Origin of the sequence: Prochlorococcus marinus XMU1412, from assembly GCF_017696315.1 — a bacterium.
Taxonomy (GTDB): domain Bacteria; phylum Cyanobacteriota; class Cyanobacteriia; order PCC-6307; family Cyanobiaceae; genus Prochlorococcus_A; species Prochlorococcus_A marinus_AF.
Map to the genome: position 1 here is coordinate 22,515 of NZ_JAAORJ010000004.1, position 16,453 is coordinate 38,967.

At 31.5% G+C, this 16,453-nt stretch carries 18 protein-coding genes; 10 read left to right on the forward strand and 8 right to left on the reverse strand.

Annotation, left to right across the window (positions count from 1 at the left end):
* The first annotated feature begins 74 nt into the window (after positions 1 to 74).
* Positions 75 to 1,418, forward strand: a complete 1,344-nt coding sequence (locus HA152_RS06565; RefSeq protein ID WP_209134777.1) for a sodium-dependent transporter — start codon at positions 75 to 77, stop codon at positions 1,416 to 1,418.
* A 374-nt stretch (positions 1,419 to 1,792) separates the two neighbouring features.
* The gene (locus HA152_RS06570; RefSeq protein WP_209134779.1) at positions 1,793 to 3,496 is read left to right on the forward strand and encodes a protein adenylyltransferase SelO family protein; all 1,704 of its coding nucleotides are present in this window, start codon (positions 1,793 to 1,795) and stop codon (positions 3,494 to 3,496) included.
* Positions 3,497 to 3,538: 42 nt separating this feature from the next.
* On the opposite strand, the gene HA152_RS06575 is transcribed toward HA152_RS06570, so the two are convergent.
* From HA152_RS06575 to HA152_RS06585, 3 genes are all read right to left on the reverse strand, one after another.
* On the reverse strand, positions 3,539 to 3,961 hold the full coding sequence (locus HA152_RS06575; RefSeq protein ID WP_025900704.1) for a cupin domain-containing protein: 423 nt from the start codon (positions 3,959 to 3,961) through the stop codon (positions 3,539 to 3,541).
* Between the two features lie 53 nt (positions 3,962 to 4,014).
* Entirely contained in the window at positions 4,015 to 4,176 is a 162-nt protein-coding gene (locus HA152_RS06580; RefSeq protein WP_187151046.1) for a hypothetical protein, read from the reverse strand.
* Between the two features lie 73 nt (positions 4,177 to 4,249).
* Positions 4,250 to 4,432 carry a hypothetical protein gene (locus tag HA152_RS06585; RefSeq protein ID WP_025928577.1) on the reverse strand — a complete coding sequence of 61 codons (183 nt, stop codon included), beginning with the start codon at positions 4,430 to 4,432 and terminating at the stop codon, positions 4,250 to 4,252.
* A gap of 149 nt (positions 4,433 to 4,581) precedes the next feature.
* Here HA152_RS06585 and HA152_RS06590 point away from each other — a divergent pair, with 149 nt between their 5' ends.
* The 3 genes from HA152_RS06590 to HA152_RS06600 all read left to right on the forward strand — a co-directional run bounded on the left by HA152_RS06590 (position 4,582) and on the right by HA152_RS06600 (position 7,276).
* Positions 4,582 to 4,851 carry a DUF1651 domain-containing protein gene (locus HA152_RS06590; RefSeq protein ID WP_209134787.1) on the forward strand — a complete coding sequence of 90 codons (270 nt, stop codon included), beginning with the start codon at positions 4,582 to 4,584 and terminating at the stop codon, positions 4,849 to 4,851.
* A 163-nt stretch (positions 4,852 to 5,014) separates the two neighbouring features.
* Positions 5,015 to 6,538, forward strand: a complete 1,524-nt coding sequence (locus tag HA152_RS06595) for a ferredoxin--nitrite reductase (protein ID WP_209134789.1) — start codon at positions 5,015 to 5,017, stop codon at positions 6,536 to 6,538.
* A gap of 9 nt (positions 6,539 to 6,547) precedes the next feature.
* A complete protein-coding gene (locus HA152_RS06600) occupies positions 6,548 to 7,276 on the forward strand; it encodes a hypothetical protein (protein WP_209134791.1) in 729 nt (242 codons plus the stop codon).
* 9 nt (positions 7,277 to 7,285) lie between these two features.
* Here HA152_RS06600 and moaB read toward each other — a convergent pair whose 3' ends face one another.
* Positions 7,286 to 7,780, reverse strand: coding sequence for a molybdenum cofactor biosynthesis protein B (moaB, locus tag HA152_RS06605; RefSeq protein WP_308789025.1), 495 nt, complete (start codon positions 7,778 to 7,780; stop codon positions 7,286 to 7,288).
* A gap of 35 nt (positions 7,781 to 7,815) precedes the next feature.
* Here moaB and HA152_RS06610 point away from each other — a divergent pair, with 35 nt between their 5' ends.
* Positions 7,816 to 8,067, forward strand: coding sequence for a MoaD/ThiS family protein (locus tag HA152_RS06610; RefSeq protein WP_209134793.1), 252 nt, complete (start codon positions 7,816 to 7,818; stop codon positions 8,065 to 8,067).
* Entirely contained in the window at positions 8,060 to 8,512 is a 453-nt protein-coding gene (locus HA152_RS06615; protein WP_025926743.1) for a molybdenum cofactor biosynthesis protein MoaE, read from the forward strand. Before HA152_RS06610 ends, HA152_RS06615 begins: the two co-directional genes overlap by 8 nt.
* On the opposite strand, the gene HA152_RS06620 is transcribed toward HA152_RS06615, so the two are convergent.
* Together HA152_RS06620 and moaC are read right to left on the reverse strand one after the other, a co-directional pair.
* Complete coding sequence (locus HA152_RS06620) at positions 8,507 to 9,769, reverse strand: molybdopterin molybdotransferase MoeA (RefSeq protein ID WP_209134795.1); 1,263 nt, start codon at positions 9,767 to 9,769, stop codon at positions 8,507 to 8,509. The two genes, HA152_RS06615 and HA152_RS06620, sit on opposite strands and share 6 nt — an antisense overlap.
* A gap of 12 nt (positions 9,770 to 9,781) precedes the next feature.
* On the reverse strand, positions 9,782 to 10,261 hold the full coding sequence (moaC, locus tag HA152_RS06625) for a cyclic pyranopterin monophosphate synthase MoaC (RefSeq protein WP_197049552.1): 480 nt from the start codon (positions 10,259 to 10,261) through the stop codon (positions 9,782 to 9,784).
* 107 nt (positions 10,262 to 10,368) lie between these two features.
* On the opposite strand from moaC, the gene HA152_RS06630 reads away from it, so the two are divergent.
* On the forward strand, positions 10,369 to 10,830 hold the full coding sequence (locus HA152_RS06630; protein ID WP_209134797.1) for a nitrate reductase associated protein: 462 nt from the start codon (positions 10,369 to 10,371) through the stop codon (positions 10,828 to 10,830).
* A 9-nt stretch (positions 10,831 to 10,839) separates the two neighbouring features.
* On the opposite strand, the gene HA152_RS06635 is transcribed toward HA152_RS06630, so the two are convergent.
* Together HA152_RS06635 and HA152_RS06640 are read right to left on the reverse strand one after the other, a co-directional pair.
* Positions 10,840 to 12,951, reverse strand: a complete 2,112-nt coding sequence (locus tag HA152_RS06635; protein WP_209134799.1) for a molybdopterin oxidoreductase family protein — start codon at positions 12,949 to 12,951, stop codon at positions 10,840 to 10,842.
* A 35-nt stretch (positions 12,952 to 12,986) separates the two neighbouring features.
* The gene (locus HA152_RS06640; RefSeq protein ID WP_079294905.1) at positions 12,987 to 14,540 is read right to left on the reverse strand and encodes a NarK family nitrate/nitrite MFS transporter; all 1,554 of its coding nucleotides are present in this window, start codon (positions 14,538 to 14,540) and stop codon (positions 12,987 to 12,989) included.
* A 218-nt stretch (positions 14,541 to 14,758) separates the two neighbouring features.
* Between HA152_RS06640 and HA152_RS06645 the strand changes: the two genes are divergently transcribed.
* Together HA152_RS06645 and HA152_RS06650 are read left to right on the forward strand one after the other, a co-directional pair.
* The gene (locus HA152_RS06645; RefSeq protein ID WP_209134801.1) at positions 14,759 to 15,364 is read left to right on the forward strand and encodes a molybdenum cofactor guanylyltransferase; all 606 of its coding nucleotides are present in this window, start codon (positions 14,759 to 14,761) and stop codon (positions 15,362 to 15,364) included.
* Complete coding sequence (locus HA152_RS06650) at positions 15,354 to 16,415, forward strand: GTP 3',8-cyclase MoaA (RefSeq protein WP_209134811.1); 1,062 nt, start codon at positions 15,354 to 15,356, stop codon at positions 16,413 to 16,415. Before HA152_RS06645 ends, HA152_RS06650 begins: the two co-directional genes overlap by 11 nt.
* The last annotated feature ends 38 nt before the right edge of the window (positions 16,416 to 16,453 follow it).

Here is a 16,453-nt window from a genome sequence, read left to right on the forward strand (position 1 = left end):
GTTTTTATTAAGCAATGTATTAACTAATTTTTATTTATGGGTTATAAATCAACTATAAAAAACAGATTTTAATTTTGGACTCAAAAATTTCTCCAAGAGAACAATGGACTAGTAAGTTGGGATTCATTCTTGCAGCTGCTGGTAGCGCAGTAGGTCTTGGTAACCTTTGGGGTTTCGCCTACAGAGCCTCTCAAGGTGGAGGTGCTGCTTTTGTACTTTTATACATACTAATCGTTTTAATTGTATGCCTTCCAGTATTTGTTGCTGAAATGGCTTTAGGAAGAAACGCTACTGCCAGCACATTACTTGCACCAGTAAAGTTAGCTGGGAAAAATTGGTATCCATTAGGAATTCTTTTCTTTATAGCTCCCTTGGGAATAGCATCATATTATTCAGTCATAATGGGGTGGACCGCAGATACCTTGTTCCATTCATTATTTTTTGGATTACCAAAAAATTTAAGTGAAGCAGAAGCTTTCTTTGGCTCAATTAGTAGTGGAAGCAGTGTTTTATTGGGGCACCTATTAAGTCTTGTTCTTACAGCCATAATAGTTTCATCAGGGATAAAAAAAGGAATCGAGAAGGTGACACGATTCTTTATGCCTATACTTTTTATAATTCTTCTATCGCTAGCAATATGGGCCATTTCACTTTCAGGAGCATGGGAAGGATACAAAACATTTTTGTTTAAGTTTGACTTTGATGAATTGAGGAACCCTCAAACAATAAGAAATGCTTTTACACAAGCTTTCTTTTCTTTAAGTTTAGGAATTGGAGTTATGGTGACTTATGCTTCCTATTTGAATAAAAAGAGTAATCTTCCAAAACTAAGTGTTGGAGTTGCATCATTGGATACTTTGGTAGGTCTTATGGCAGGACTTATTACCTTTCCTATTGTTTTAACATTTGGTTTAAGTGATGCTATTTCTGAATCAACAGTTGGTGCATTATTTATATCAATACCTACGGGCCTTGGTTCATATGGAGCGGTTGGAAGAATTGTAGCTGTTGCATTTTTTGCACTAGCTTATATTGCAGCAATAACTTCCTCTGTTTCATTATTGGAAGTTCCAGTTTCCTCATTAATGGATAAATTTGGTTTTAAAAGAGAAAAATCTGTTTGGCTTATAACTCTTTTCCTATTCTTAGCAGGTATTCCTTCTGCATTGAATTTAAACATTCTAGGAACCATTGACTCGATTTTTGGAGGGGTATTACTTATCTTTGGTGGATTCTTGGTTACTTTCTTTATGGGATGGGTAGTACCTGGAAAGTTTAATGAAGAACTTAGTGATTCAAAAGTAGGAATCAAAACGACACGTTATTTGAAATTCATGACAAGATGGGTTGCGCCCCCAATTATTGGTTTTGGACTATTTATTAGTGTGTTTGATTTGCTCAAAGGCTGGGTAAGTTAGAAAAATTTCACAAGTAATATAGTGCGGAAATGAGGGGGGTGGGATAAGTCGATCAACAAATTAAATCGTGAAACTTTTTGCGCATTATTTGAAAGCAAGCCTAAAAAACTTGTCAATATATTAGTATTTGCAGTCGTTCTTGTTTAAAAAGTTGATGTGTTGGAGAAGTTCTTTTTTATTTTTTAAAATCCAAAAAAATTTTTCCAAAAAAATGTCTTACCGCGGATCCTTTTTTTAATTAAGTATTAACTTTTAACTTAAATTTAATTTTAAACGTATCGCCAAAAACCATCCCTAATAGAATCTATATAAGATACATTTAGGTGTTTAATTTAAAGAAATTAGAGCGCCTAAAAGAATAGATAACAAATTTGATGTCAACAAAATCTGATTCATTAAAAGGAAAGCTTACAGAAAATTTTTCTGAATTTTCTCAACTATCTGACTATTCTTTTATGAATTCTCTTAAAGCAGATCCTCAATCAACAAAAGATGGAAATGATCACAAGCCGCGTTCAATATATTCAGGTCATTATGTACCAGTTGTGCCAACTGCTATTCCAGAACCAGAATATATTTCCCATAGCAACAAACTTTTTAAAGAACTAAGGCTAAGCTCAGATCTTACTAAAGACGAGAATTTTTGTCGTTTTTTCTCAGGTGATATTTCTGTTGCTAATTATCCAATGAGTCCTGTTGGTTGGGCAACAGGTTATGCATTATCAATTTACGGAACTGAATATACCCAACAATGTCCCTTTGGCACCGGCAATGGTTATGGCGATGGCAGAGCAATTTCTGTTTTTGAAGGTTTATTCAATGGGAAAAGAATGGAAATGCAACTTAAAGGAGGAGGTCCAACTCCCTACTGTCGTGGAGCAGATGGCAGAGCTGTCTTAAGGTCTAGCGTACGAGAATTTCTCGCACAGGAATTAATGGATGCATTGGGAATCCCTACCTCAAGATCTTTAACACTTTATGTCTCACGTTCAGAAATAGTCAGAAGACCGTGGTATTCCAAAGGGTCCAGATATTTTGAACCTGATATCATGATTGATAATCAAGCGGCAATTACTACGAGAGTCGCTCCATCTTTTTTACGTGTAGGCCAGATTGAACTTTTTGCAAGACGAGTTCGTAATAATGCGCATGATGAGGCGCTCAATGAACTAAAGATGATAGTTCAACATCTAATTGATAGAAATTATAAAGATGAAATTGAATATGAGATTTCAATTGAAAGTAAAGTAATAAAACTGGCTTCTTTATACAGATCAAGACTCATATCACTTATAGCCAACTGGATGAGAGTTGGTTATTGCCAGGGTAATTTCAATAGTGATAATTGTGCTGCTGGTGGATATACCTTGGATTATGGCCCCTTTGGATTCTGTGAATTATTTGATCCAAGATTTCAACCATGGACAGGTGGAGGTGAACATTTCTCATTTTTTAACCAGCCTTCTGCAGCGGCAATCAACTTTAAAACATTCTGTTCATCTCTTAGTCCGTTACTTTCACGAAGCAAACAAGATCAAGAAAAGTTAGATCAAATCGAAAAGGATTTTTCTGAATTAATGAATAAGGAATTGATGAAAATGTGGGCAAACAAGCTTGGTTTAGAACATTACAACGAAGCTCTAATAAATGATTTTTTTAATCTCATGGTCATTTCAAAAGCAGACTATACAATTTTGTTCCGCAAACTCTCTAAAATCCCTGATAACTTAGATTCTTTAAAAGACTGTTTCTATCTACCAATTAATGACGAGCTCAATAATAGGTGGGAAGTATGGCTTCAAAACTGGCAATCAATCTTGAAGAAAGAGGGGAATATTAAAGCGAAATCAGCATCAATGAAATCCCTTAATCCAGTCTATACTTGGCGCGAATGGATGGTCGTTCCCGCATATGAAGAAGCTGAAAAAGGAAATTACAAAAAAATAAAAGAGTTACAGGATGTCTTTAGCAATCCATATATAGAACAATCCTCAGAAATAGATCAAAAATATAATCGACTAAAGCCAAGCCAGTATTTTAACTATGGAGGAGTATCTCACTACAGCTGTTCTTCATAAAAGTTTAATCCTCATACTGATAGAACAACTTTGAGAAAAATCTTATTTATTTATGGCCGTAGGCATTCCAACAACTGATACAACTCCCACGTGAAGTATGGCCGGCTTCTTCCCAACACTTTTCACATAGTGGGGGCCCCCATTATTACTCTCTATAAATGCATCACCTGCTTTAAAGAAATTAATTTCTTCACCCCTCACATGCTTTAATCTTCCTCTGGTGACATGAATCAACATTGGGGAAGGATGAGTATGAATTGGAGTTTTCAAGCCAACTGGAATTTTTACTTTTAAGAGTCTTAATTCAGGCTTACCCTCGAGATAATTAAAATTTTTACCACTTAGTCCTTTTGAACTTTGAATAATAGGTATAACTTCAATCTTTTCTTCTGCAAGAGAAGGTTTTGGTAAAGCTAAAGTCCCAATAAAAAGGAAGCAAACTGGAATAAATTTTTTTAATTTCATTAGATATTTGAGTTTCACTAATAATAGGTAGTTTGCAAAAATAATAAACTAATTTATTTTTTATATAACTTTTCTAATTGCTTAATTTCCTCTCTTAAATCCTTACCTCTATTATTTAATTTATTATTCTTAATAACTATTGGGATAATCCACCAGGCTTGAAGACCTAAAAAGATAAATACTAGGATCAATAATTCAAAAGTACCAGGCTGCATTTGATAAATAACCCTTCTTTGTTAATAACATTATTCTAAAAGTTATTAAACATTCATGAGATATTAAATATTTCTAGGCTGCCTCTAATTCAATGTTAAGTTCAATTCCCTTTGAAATGATTGCTTCTTTAAATTCAATAAGTTTGGAAATTATTCTTTGCTTCTCAGGTTCAGTTTTATGGATATCATCTACAACTTCCTGCATTGCAAGTGTTACTTTTTGTAGTTTGATTTCTAGATCTTCCCTGTAATTCATAAACTTAAAGAAATTATCTTATTTATTAAAAAACAAAATAATTATTAGTAAATAAGTACTTAACCTTAAAAGGATTGACAGCAAAACAAGAAGGATATAATTTATAGTACAAACGTATCAATAATTAGCCAGCCGATTAAAGGTAAAGTATGGATCCTAAGTACTCATTTGGTTGTAGCACTAGCAAACCTAAAGGATGCCTACTAAATCCCGAAGGCAGCAGAATTATCTTTTTCGAAGAATGCAAAAATTCTCCTAAACCTAATTTAAAAATTCATACTCATCTTTTCTACACAAATCACCTTGGAGAACCTGGAGGGTACAAATCCTCTGAAAAACTCAACATAGATTCAGCCTGGGAAAAGTGGCACGAACTGCACCAAAAAGGGTGGACAGAAGTATCTCATAATTACGGATAAATGATCCGGCCAAGAAAAAGCCTTTATGTTTTTATGAGCTTAAGAGTTTCCTAAAATATGGAATTCGATGTTAAAAATAAATAATCAATATTTATTGACATTTGTATATGAAGAAACATTAAATTGTCTAAAATCTCATAAGAATAAAAGAATAAAAATTAATATGCAATATTATTTAAATGATAAAAAATTAAATAAGATTGAAAAGCAAAAGGCGGAGAAAGATGGTCTGAAAATTTTTGAAGAGTTAGATGATTACGCTCTTAAAGGGTGGGAAGAGATGGATGAAGTAGATTTGCAAATGCGCTTAAAGTGGTATGGCCTTTTTTGGAGACCAAAAACTCCTGGAAGATTTATGATGAGGCTTAGAGTTCCCAATGGAATTCTGAACTCTAATCAGTTGAAAGTAATCGCGTCAATAGTCGCTAGATATGGAGAAGACGGTTCTGCAGATATAACAACTAGGCAAAATATTCAATTAAGGGGGGTTTTGATAAATGATCTACCAGATATTATTAAAAGACTTAAAGAGGTTGATATTACATCCGTTCAGTCTGGAATGGATAATCCAAGGAATGTTACTGGAAATCCACTAGCGGGAATTGATCCTGAAGAAATTATAGATACAAGAAAATATACTTCTGAATTAGAAAATTACTTAACAAATTCTGGTAATGGCAACCCCGAATTCTCGAATTTACCAAGGAAGTGGAATACTGCAGTAGCAGGAGCAAAAGATAATTTTCTTCTACATAATGATCTTATCTTTCATCCTGTTTTTAAAAATGGAATTTTAGGCTTTGGTGTCTGGGTAGGAGGAATTTTATCAGCAACTTTGAATGCTTATGCTATACCTCTAGATGTCTGGGTAGAAGAAAAAGATATATGCAAAATAACTGGAATTATTTGTTCCCTTTGGCGAGATAATGGAGATAGATTTCTAAGAAATAAAGGAAGATTTAGATATTATTTGAACTCTATAGGTATCGAAAAATTTAGAGAACTTGTAGAAGAAAAATTTGGAACTTTACCCAACGATCCAGGCTCAATTTTCAACGAAAAACAAAGAAGTTTATTTGGGATTAATAAACAAAAACAGAATAATCTTTACTTTGCTGGATTACACATTCCGGTAGGAAGATTATGTGTAGAAGACATACAAGAAATTGCAAGATTAAGTGAAAAATATGGACAGAGTGAAGTAAGACTAACCGAAGATCAAAATCTAATTATTGTTGGCCTGAAAGATAATATTTTAGAAGAATTTGGTAATGAAGAAATTATGAATAAATTCAAATTAAATCCCTCCCATTTTTCAGCAAGTACTGTTTCATGTACAGGGAGTAGTTATTGTAGCTTTGCTCTTGCAAATACCAAAGATGTCGCAAGGAATATTTCTGAAAAATTAGATCGAGAACTTGAATTATCAGAGGAAGTTAAAATCCATTGGACAGGATGTCCAAATAATTGTGGACAAGCTCATATGGGTGGTATAGGCATGACTGGTACAAAGGTAAAAAAAGAGGGCGGTGGAACTGAGGATGGATATAATGTAAGTATTGGAGGAAGACAAGATCACCTGCAAACTTTAGGTGAAACCGAATTTAAAAAAGTTAGTAAACATGAAATTTATAATTTAATCAAAGAAATTTTAATCAACAAGTTTAATGCAAAGTTAAAAACCTAAAATATATTAATGAGCAAAAATGAATCTGAAATATTAGAAGTTTTAAATGGATTAGGTTCAAAAAAATTAGATCTTGATATTCTTTTTTCCTACTATTCATTGAAATTATCTTTTGAGATTCGTAAAGTTATTGCGGAAAAGATAGGTATGCAAGAAAGGAAAGGCTATTTTTTACTTGAAAAGATGATAAAAAAATTTGGCCTTAAAGTTGAATTTATTGAGGCCCTTAAATTAACAAATGAAAAAGATGCAAAAGATCTTTTACTAAAAAATCTTTATCAAAATAATAAGTTAAATATTCATATAATTAATGCTTTAGAGCCATGGGGAGGAGAAATTGAACTTAAATTAATCAGAGAAATATTCGATATTTGCGAAATAGATTTTTGGATTGCAGGTCTTAATATTCTTCATTTCAAAGCTCATCAATTAACTGATGAAATATTATTATCTTTTATTGATCAAATAAAAATTTACGATGATTTCAAAATCAACTACAAGATAATCTCTATTTTAAAAAGAAGAGAAAGCGAAATAGTTTGTAAATTGCTCTATAAATATTCTTTAAATAAAGAATTAGAAATCGCTAAATACGCAATTTTTTCTTTAGGGAGCATTTGGAATGATAATAGTTTTGAAAAATTATCAAAATTAGAACATGAGATAAAAGATCCTTCTCTACTTAAATGCATAAAAAATCAAAAATTGATCTCAAATCAATTTCTAATCAATAAATAAACTAGAGAATTATTTTTTTAACTTATCAATGAGATTTATTAAATTACAAGGTTTTGTATTTTGATTAAGTTGATAAGAAATTATATCGTGCCAACCTGTCATCACAGCATCCTTAGATCCCGGCAAAACGAATAAAAACTTACCATTTGCAGACCCCGCAATACACCTACTTTGTAAAGTACTAGTTCCTATCTTTTTAAATGATAAAAATCTAAAAGTCTCCCCAAAACCATCAATCTCTTTATCTAATAAAGGTCTAATAGCCTCAGGAGTAACGTCCCTAGCTGTAATTCCTGTACCACCTGTAGTAATAATCACATCAATATTTGGATCTGAGATCCAATCGCTTGTATATTTTCTAATTAGATAAATATCATCTTTGCAAATTATCTTATCAACGACATTATGTCCTGATCTCTCAGCCTCTTGAAGGAGATAATTTCCACTCTCATCATTTTTTGTGTTACGAGTATCAGAAACAGTAAGCAAAGCTATAGAAACCACTTAAAATTAAACCATTAGTTACTAGATCACTATAGATGGAAAGTGAAAAATCTAACAAAATTAAGGTGGTTTTATTATCTAGTATCGCTGAAGATCTAGGATGGAATGAAAAATTTCTTATAATTGAAGGGTCTCAAATGAAGGTTTTTTCTGTATGGAATTTAATTAATTCTAATTTACCGCAAGATAATATTATCGTTTCTATTAATCAAGAAATTACAGATATGGATGCGATGATTAATCCCGATGATGAGGTGGCATTTATGCCAATGTTTACCGGTGGATAATTTAAGAATAAAATTTAAAATCCTAGAAGAGACTTTTAATCCTTATAAAGAATTCGAACTTTGGGAAAAGGTAAATAAAAATTCAGCAAACTCATTTTTTATTGGGAGAGTAAGGCCCTTTGATCAATTTGGAAATGATTTAAAGAAACTAGAAATCGTTCATTATAAAGGAATGACCGAAAATTATATTAAAAGATATTTAATGAAGATTTCTGAAAAACAGGATGATTTATGTATTTTTCTCTTGCACAGGATAGGTTTCATTTACCCTAACGAGCCTATTATTTTAATAGCAGTAAGTGCTAATCATAGAGGCATTGCAAATAAATATCTCCAAGAAATACTTGAATTTACAAAATACAAAGTTCCTTTTTGGAAAAAAGAATGGACTTTCAAAGGATCCTCATGGGTAAAAAAGAATACTGACTTAGGCTTTGAATTATAAAAAATTATTTTTTAAAAGTTGTGCCCATAATAAATTTCCTTTTTGACAAAACTCAATTTCAGAAGGTATTTCTATTAATAAATCTGAATTAGATATTGAACTAATCTTTGATGAGGATTGTTCTTCAGAAATATCTGCAATTAATTCACCTTCTTCATTAACGATAAGTTTTCCTCTAAGCAATTCGGGTCTCCCTTTTCTTCTTTTCAAATCAGAATTCAGCTTAACCTTAATCCTAAGAGGGAATTCAATATTAGTAATTCCTTCAAGTTTCTGAAGTGCGGGCCAAACAAGTTGGATAAAAGTAATAGCTGCTGAAACGGGATTCCCAGGTAATCCAAAATAGGGAATTTTTTTGTTTATCAATCCAAAAGCAAAGGGTTTTCCTGGCTTTAAAAATAGTTTCCAAAATTTAATCTCTCCTATCTCGTTAATAATATCTTTTAAAAAATCTTTTTTACCCACTGATATCCCACCAACTGAAATAACCACATCATTAAATTCAGAAATATTACTAAGAGAATTTTTAATATTTTGATAATTATCTTTTTCTAAATGCATTTCATTAATTTCAAATCCAAGATTTTTTGCGATTGATTTTATCAAGATACTATTACTTTCCCATATTTCACCAGTCTTTCTTGCAGTTCCTGATTTGATAAGTTCATCTCCAGTAATTAGTAAACCTAATTTAGAAACTTTACTAACTTTTATAGTTTTTATCCCACAACTTGCTAATTTACTTAAAATCCCAGGTGTAATCTTTACCCCCTTCTTGATTAATATTTCACCTTTAAATACTTGATCATTTTTTTCTCTAATCCAAGAGTTATTAGATGATGTTTCTTTTTTAAAAATATACTCATTTCCGTTTAAAAATTCTAAAGAAACTTGTTCTTGAGCTATCACAGAAAAACAATTATCTGGAACAAATGAACCTGTGCTAATAGTTACAGCTTCACCTTTTTTAAGAAGATCATTAAATGGCTTTCCGGGAAAAGACTCTCCTACAATTTTCCATTTATTCCCTTTAGTTGATTCTCCTAACGCATATCCATCCATAACTGATGATCTATAACCTGGCATGTCTTCCTCAGATAAGATTTCCTCCATAGAAACTTTTCCAAGTGCTTCGTCTAAATTGATCTCTTCCTTATGTAAAATTTCATTATTCGCTATTAAAGTATCTATCTCATCCAAGATTTTTTTAATAGCATCGTTTAAATAAAGACCCTGATTATTGATATCAATTCCCATTATTGTGAGTACTTAACTTCTTTTTAATATTCCATTTTTACCACCTTTTTTTTCTAAAAGGCGAATATTATCAATAGTCATAAAAGGATCTAAAGCTTTGAGCATGTCATATAGAGTGAGAAGTCCAATTGAAACTGATGTAAGAGCCTCCATCTCAACGCCTGTTTTAGAATGAGATTTGCAAAAAGCAATAATTTTAATTGCTTTCATTGATTCACAAATTTCAAAATCAATTGTGATTTTATTCAATGATAAATTATGACAGAGAGGAATAAGTTCTGAGGTTTTTTTTGCACCATTTATTGCAGAAAATCTAGCCGCTGCAAAAATATCACCTTTTTTAATTTTTTCATTTTTTATTTTTTCTAATATTTCTTTGTTTAAATTAATATATCCTTCTGCTAAAGCCTCTCTTTTAGTTTCTACTTTATCTGAAATATCAACTATGTTCATTTCTCCCCTTTCATTAATATGAGTTAAAGATTTATCCATTTCCATTTAGCAATTTATTCAATAATACAAAAAATAAAATTTTTAATAAAGCTAATATCAATTTTTTATACTTAGCATTAATTTATTAATAAAATATCAATTTAGTTTTGGTTAACAAACAATCAAATCATTATTTTAATTTCGAGGATGATTTTATTAAAGACTTAAGATGCATTCCTTTATGTGTAAGAAGGAAACTTGATTTGATTGGAATAAAATTAAAACTTACTCATTGGCAAGATTTTAATTTAATTGAAAAAAATAAGATAGTAGATTGGCCAGATTCAAAAAACGATCTCATTGATTTAAAAACTTTTTTAAAAGAAATTACATCTAATTCAAAATATGGAGAAGCAAAAGAAATAGAAATTTCAATTAATCAACCTTGGCAAAATAAAAATAAAGTTCCTGACCAAGTTTTAAAATCTGCACTAGCAAGGGGAATTAATATTTCAGTTGAAAAATGGAGAAATTTAAGCGAATTAGATAGATTTGCTTTTTGCAAATTAGTTAGACCAAGTCATGAACACAACAATTTGGATAGAGCATTTGATGAGATTCTGAAATAAGATTATTGCCTAGTTTGGAACAATTATTACTGAGCATGCTTTTAATTCTGGTTGTTTTGATATCGGGCATGACTTTTCATGCATCAAGGAGTTTACTTCACACATATTTTTTTGACTAAAACCCCAATGCATTGGTAAAAAAACTGTACCTACTTTAATTTTGTCAGTAATCTGAACTTTTGCTTGAACTTCCCCTCTTTTGGATTTAATTTTTACTATTTCATCATTTTTGATTTTTAAAGATAAAGCATCTTTAGAATTAATTTCCAATAACGGTTCTGGATTATTTTTTGTAAGTTTTTGAACTTTAGAAGTTCTTGTCATTGTATGCCATTGACTTAGATATCTTCCAATTGTCAAAATTAGTGGGTACTCATCTGAAGGGGGTTCAGCCAACCCAATAGGATCATCAATACAAAAATTTGCTTTTCCAGTCACAGTTGGGAAATAACCATCTTCATATAATCTTTTTGAAGATGTACTAGGTACGCTGCCTTTAGGATAAGGCCATTGTTGAGGACCATGATTTTTTAATAATTGATATGATAATCCGCTCATATCGCATAATCTTTTTGTAGTAGTTTTTAAAAATTCATCATAAACTTCCGATGAAGATTCATATTCAAATTGTTTGAAATAGCCTATCTTCTGTCCTAATTCAGCAAATATTTGCCAATCTGGTTTTGAATTTTTATTCGATTCTCTGAAAGATGGGCAAAGGGTTACTCTTCTTTCTGAATTTGTCATAACACCATCTTTTTCGCTCCATTGAGCTGCAGGCAATACTAGATGAGCATATTTAATTGATTCACTTTGTTCATAAGATTCGTTGAGGATAATTAAAGGACATTTTAAAAGTGCTTTTTTTACAAAGTTTAAATTAGGCATGCTAACCAAAGGGTTCGTAGCTGCAATCCACCAAATTTTCACAGATCCTTTTTTTATAGCTTCTATTTGTTCAAATGCAGATAGACCCTGTTTTGCAGATATCTTTCCCTCAGGGAACCCCCATATTTTTTCAATTTCATTCCTATCTATTTTATTTTTTACGAACCTATATCCTGGAAGAAGGTGCGATAGTCCTCCTGCTTCTCTTCCACCCATAGCGTTTGGTTGGCCAGTTAAGGAAAAAGGGCCAGAACCTTCTTTGCCTATTTGGCCGGTCATTAAATGAATATTTATTAGCCCATTTACTGCTGCTGTACCCTCTTGCCTTTGATTCAAACCCATCGACCAAAGACTTAGAACATTTTTGCTTTCTCCCCATAATTTTGCAATATCAATAATTGTTTTCTCGGATATATTGCAAATTTCACTTATTTTTTTTAAATCCCATTTTTGTATATGTTTTACAAAATCAAAATAGCTTTCGGTCGACTTATCAATGAAATTTTGATCAGTTAATTGATTCTTATAAAGATAATTCGCAATCCCAATAAATAAAAATAGATCTGTTCCAGAAGAAATTTGTAAGTAAAAATCTGCTATGGATGAAGTTTCAGTTTCTCTTGGATCAATTACTATTACTTTTAAATTATCATTTACATTTCTTTTACGTTTTTTAATTCGATCAAAAAGAACGGGATGACATTCTGCAGTATTTGTCCCTATTAATAAAATTAAAGAGCAATGATCAATATCTTCATAACAACAAGGTGGGCCATCAGAGCCGAAACTTCTGTTATATCCAGCTACTGCTGAGCTCATACATAGTCTTGAATTAGCATCAAAATTATTTGTGCCTATTGCTCCCTTGAGAAGCTTTTGGGCTACGTAATAATCTTCAGTATGAAATTGACCTGAGCCATACATAGCTATTGAATCAGGTCCATAATTTTTTATAGAACTCAAAATATTCTCTTTCAGAATTTCGTATGATTCGTCCCAGGAAATTTCTTTAAATTCTTCATTTAAATTTTCCCTATAAAGTGGTTCTTTTAATCTCCCGTCTTTTAAAGTCTCACATACTGTTGCTCCTTTTACGCACAATTTACCTTGAGTTGAAGGACTATCCCTATCTCCACTTACTAACCATTTATCATCAGAAACCGAACTTTTAGGCTTCATTTTTAAACCACAGCCAACACCGCAATATGGGCATTGACTTTTAGTAAAATTCATAAAATTTCTTTTATAAATATCTAAATAGTTATTGGTTAAACATAATTTTCAGCTTTTTCGCCTTCATAAGCATCCGCGAATGATCCTTGAGGTTCCTTTAAAAAGAAATAACAGAAGAATCCAACTATTAATCCTGCTATACCTAAAACTTGGAAGAAGGCACTATTTGAAGCAGCAATTATTTCTGGAGAAGGATCTTTACCTCCACCCATCCATAAAGGTAAAAGGCTATAAATATTTAAATAAGTTACCGCACCAACATTTCCATAAGCCCCAACCAATCCAGCTATTTGTCCTGTAACTCTTTTTTTAACTAAGGGTACTAAAGCAAAAGTTGAACCTTCTCCAGATTGTACAAAAAATGAACAAAGCATCGTTAAAAATACAGCCATAAGAATTCCTGCTGATCCTGTAAAAGTTCCAGGTTTTATTAAAGACATCAATAGATATCCAAACCCTAATCCCATAGTTAGGAATCCCATTGTATTTTTTCTATTGCCTGTTCTGTCAGATATCAATCCTCCGGCAGGTCTAGCTATTAAATTCACAAATGCATAACATGATGCAAGAATTCCGGCTACAGCTTTAGGTAAATCAAATGTAAATTCAAAGAAACTAGGAAGCATTGAAACTACTGCCAATTCTGATCCAAAATTTACGATGTAAGTTAATTCCAAGATCGCTACTTGTTTGAATTCATATCTATCTTCTTTAGGGTAAATTTTAGTTCCATTTAATAATTCAATATTCGTTCTTATAATTCCCCAAGTTTGGAAAATAAACCAAGCTAAAACTGCGATTAAGGCTATTGGATAAGTAGATGAAGTAAGGAAACCTACTTTTTGAAGTCTCCAACATAGGACTGAAAGAATTGCTGCGAATGGGACATTCATTCCAATTAAACCCCAGAAATCTCTTATACTCGTCACTTCTAAACCAGCTGTTTTTGCAGGCCTTTGATAAGGTTTTCCTGGAGGTGTATCAGTCACACTAAAGAAATAAATAATTCCATAAACGAAAGAAATAATTCCTGTAAGAGCTATAGCCCCCCTCCAATTAAGTACAGCTCCAGTAGGTAACTCAAACCCTCCTGAAAAAGACAAGAATCCAGCTACGGCAACAAGAGAAAGAGCGGAAAAAGCAGATCCAAAATTTCCCCATCCTCCATATATTCCCTCAGCCAAACCAATTTCTTTCGGAGGGAACCACTCAGAGACCATTCTTATTCCGATAACAAAACCTGCTCCTACTATTGATAAAAGCAATCTCGCAATAACAAGTTGATTGAAGTCTTGAGCACTAGCAAATAATAAACATGGCACGACAGAAAATATCAAAATTGTTGAGTAAGTTTTTCTTGGGCCAAATTTATCCAATAACATTCCAATCAAAACTCTTGCAGGGATAGTCAAAGCGACATTACATATTGCTACTGTTCTAATTTGAGCAACAGATAAACCTAAATCGGCTTTAACAGTAGTTGCAAGAGGTGCGAGGTTAAACCAAACAACAAAAGTAAGGAAAAAGGCAAACCAGGTGAGGTGAAGAGTTCTATATCTGCCATTTAAAGACCAAACGTCACTTAACATGAAAATTTTTCGAGATTAATTTTTAAGCAATTTATATTTCGATCAATGCATTCATTTGTATTATTTAATACGAAATTTAGTTTTTAAGAAATGCAACTTTTTTAAAAGGCTAGAATTAATAGTCAGCACTAATAAAATCAAAATTGGGGAAAATTAGTAATCTGATTATTGGTATTATCCGATACATAAAGTACTCGTGGAAAAATATTGCCTAAGTTATGGAAATAAAACTTAAAAAATTTAAAGCATTCATTTTGGCTGGTGGCAAGAGTTCAAGGATGGGATCTGATAAAGCACTAATTAAACATCATGAAGGAGGAAATTGGCTGACTCACAAAATAAAAATATTAAATAACCTTAATTTAGAGACTTTTGTAATAACAAATTATACTTCTCATCTAAAGGAAGTTGATAAAAGCAATAATGTTGAGTTTATTTCAGATGCCCAACCCTTTGATGGACCATTAACTTGTTTAGAACAAATTTTTTCATCTTTTAAAAAAACTACTAAAAATATCCTAATTGTCCCAGTCGATATGCCTAATTTGAATACAAAATTAATTTATTCACTTTTTAAATCATGGGAAGAAAATCAAAATTTTGCGTTAATATCCCATGATGGAATTTTTGCACAACCATTATTCGGAATTTATCCCATCAATGAAGAAAATCATTTTAAATTAAAAAAAAAGTTATCCTCTGGGAAGAAAAATTTTCTCGGATGGGTTGATCAAATTCCCCATAGATATTTCTATGCAAAAAATGGAGATTTAATTAATATAAATTCCAAGAGAGAATTCTTAAATATGAATAATGGGATTTAAGCAATTGGAGGATAATAGAAAAAGAAAGTTAAAAGTTTTAAGGTTATCTCTTAAACAAAATTGCAATTTTTCGTGTATTTACTGTAAGCCTGAGAACTATAGTTTGGATGTTTTAAATATTGAACAATTTAAAAAGTTAATTTTAGTCAGTTGTCGATTAGGGGTAAATTCTTTAAGAATCACTGGAGGAGAACCTTTATTGAGTTCTCAATTAGATGAACTTCTTTATGAAATTAAATCGCAAAGATTAGAAGAATCAAATCCAGTAGCTAATTTACAGGATATTTCTCTAACCACAAATGGATATTTGCTCTCTAAGAAAAAAGCTAATGAGCTTTTTAAAAATGGTTTAGACCGCATAACAGTAAGTTTAGATGCGATTGATCCTGATATTTTTTCAAACATGATTGGAGAGGAAAATAAAATTATTGGCAAAGAAAAATTATTTACTGTCCTTGAAGGAATAGATCACGCAATTAATGCTGGATTTAATCCAAAGGCGGGGAAATTAAAAATAAATGCAGTTATAAAAAAAGAGATTAATGATAATCAAATTTTTGAATTAGTTGATTTTGCAAAAAAAAGGTCTATAGAAATTCGTTTCATTGAGTATATGGACGTAGGGATATCTAATAATTGGCAGCCATCAGATGTTTTTTTCTCTGAAAGAATTATTAGGTTATTAAAGAAGAAACATCGATTAAAAGACTACGGAAGAAAGGAGGGACAAACTGCCAATAGATGGTACATGAGTGATTCAAATAGTTTTGTTAGTACAATTTCTTCAATCAGTAATCCTTTTTGTTCAGACTGTAATAGATTGAGGATAACTAGCGATGGTTATGCTTATACATGTCTTTTTTCTAATGAAGGTATAAATCTAAACCCATGGTTGTCTCTACCAATTAATCTCCATGAATTGGAAAATAAAATCAAGAGCATTTGGGAAGCTAGAGAAGATAACTATAGTGAAGATCGATTTAAAGTATTAGAGAAAACAACTGACAAAAATCAAAAAATTCATCCATCAATGTCATATCTTGGGGGATAAAAAATTATTTAGTATAAATAACAACATCATATATTCTT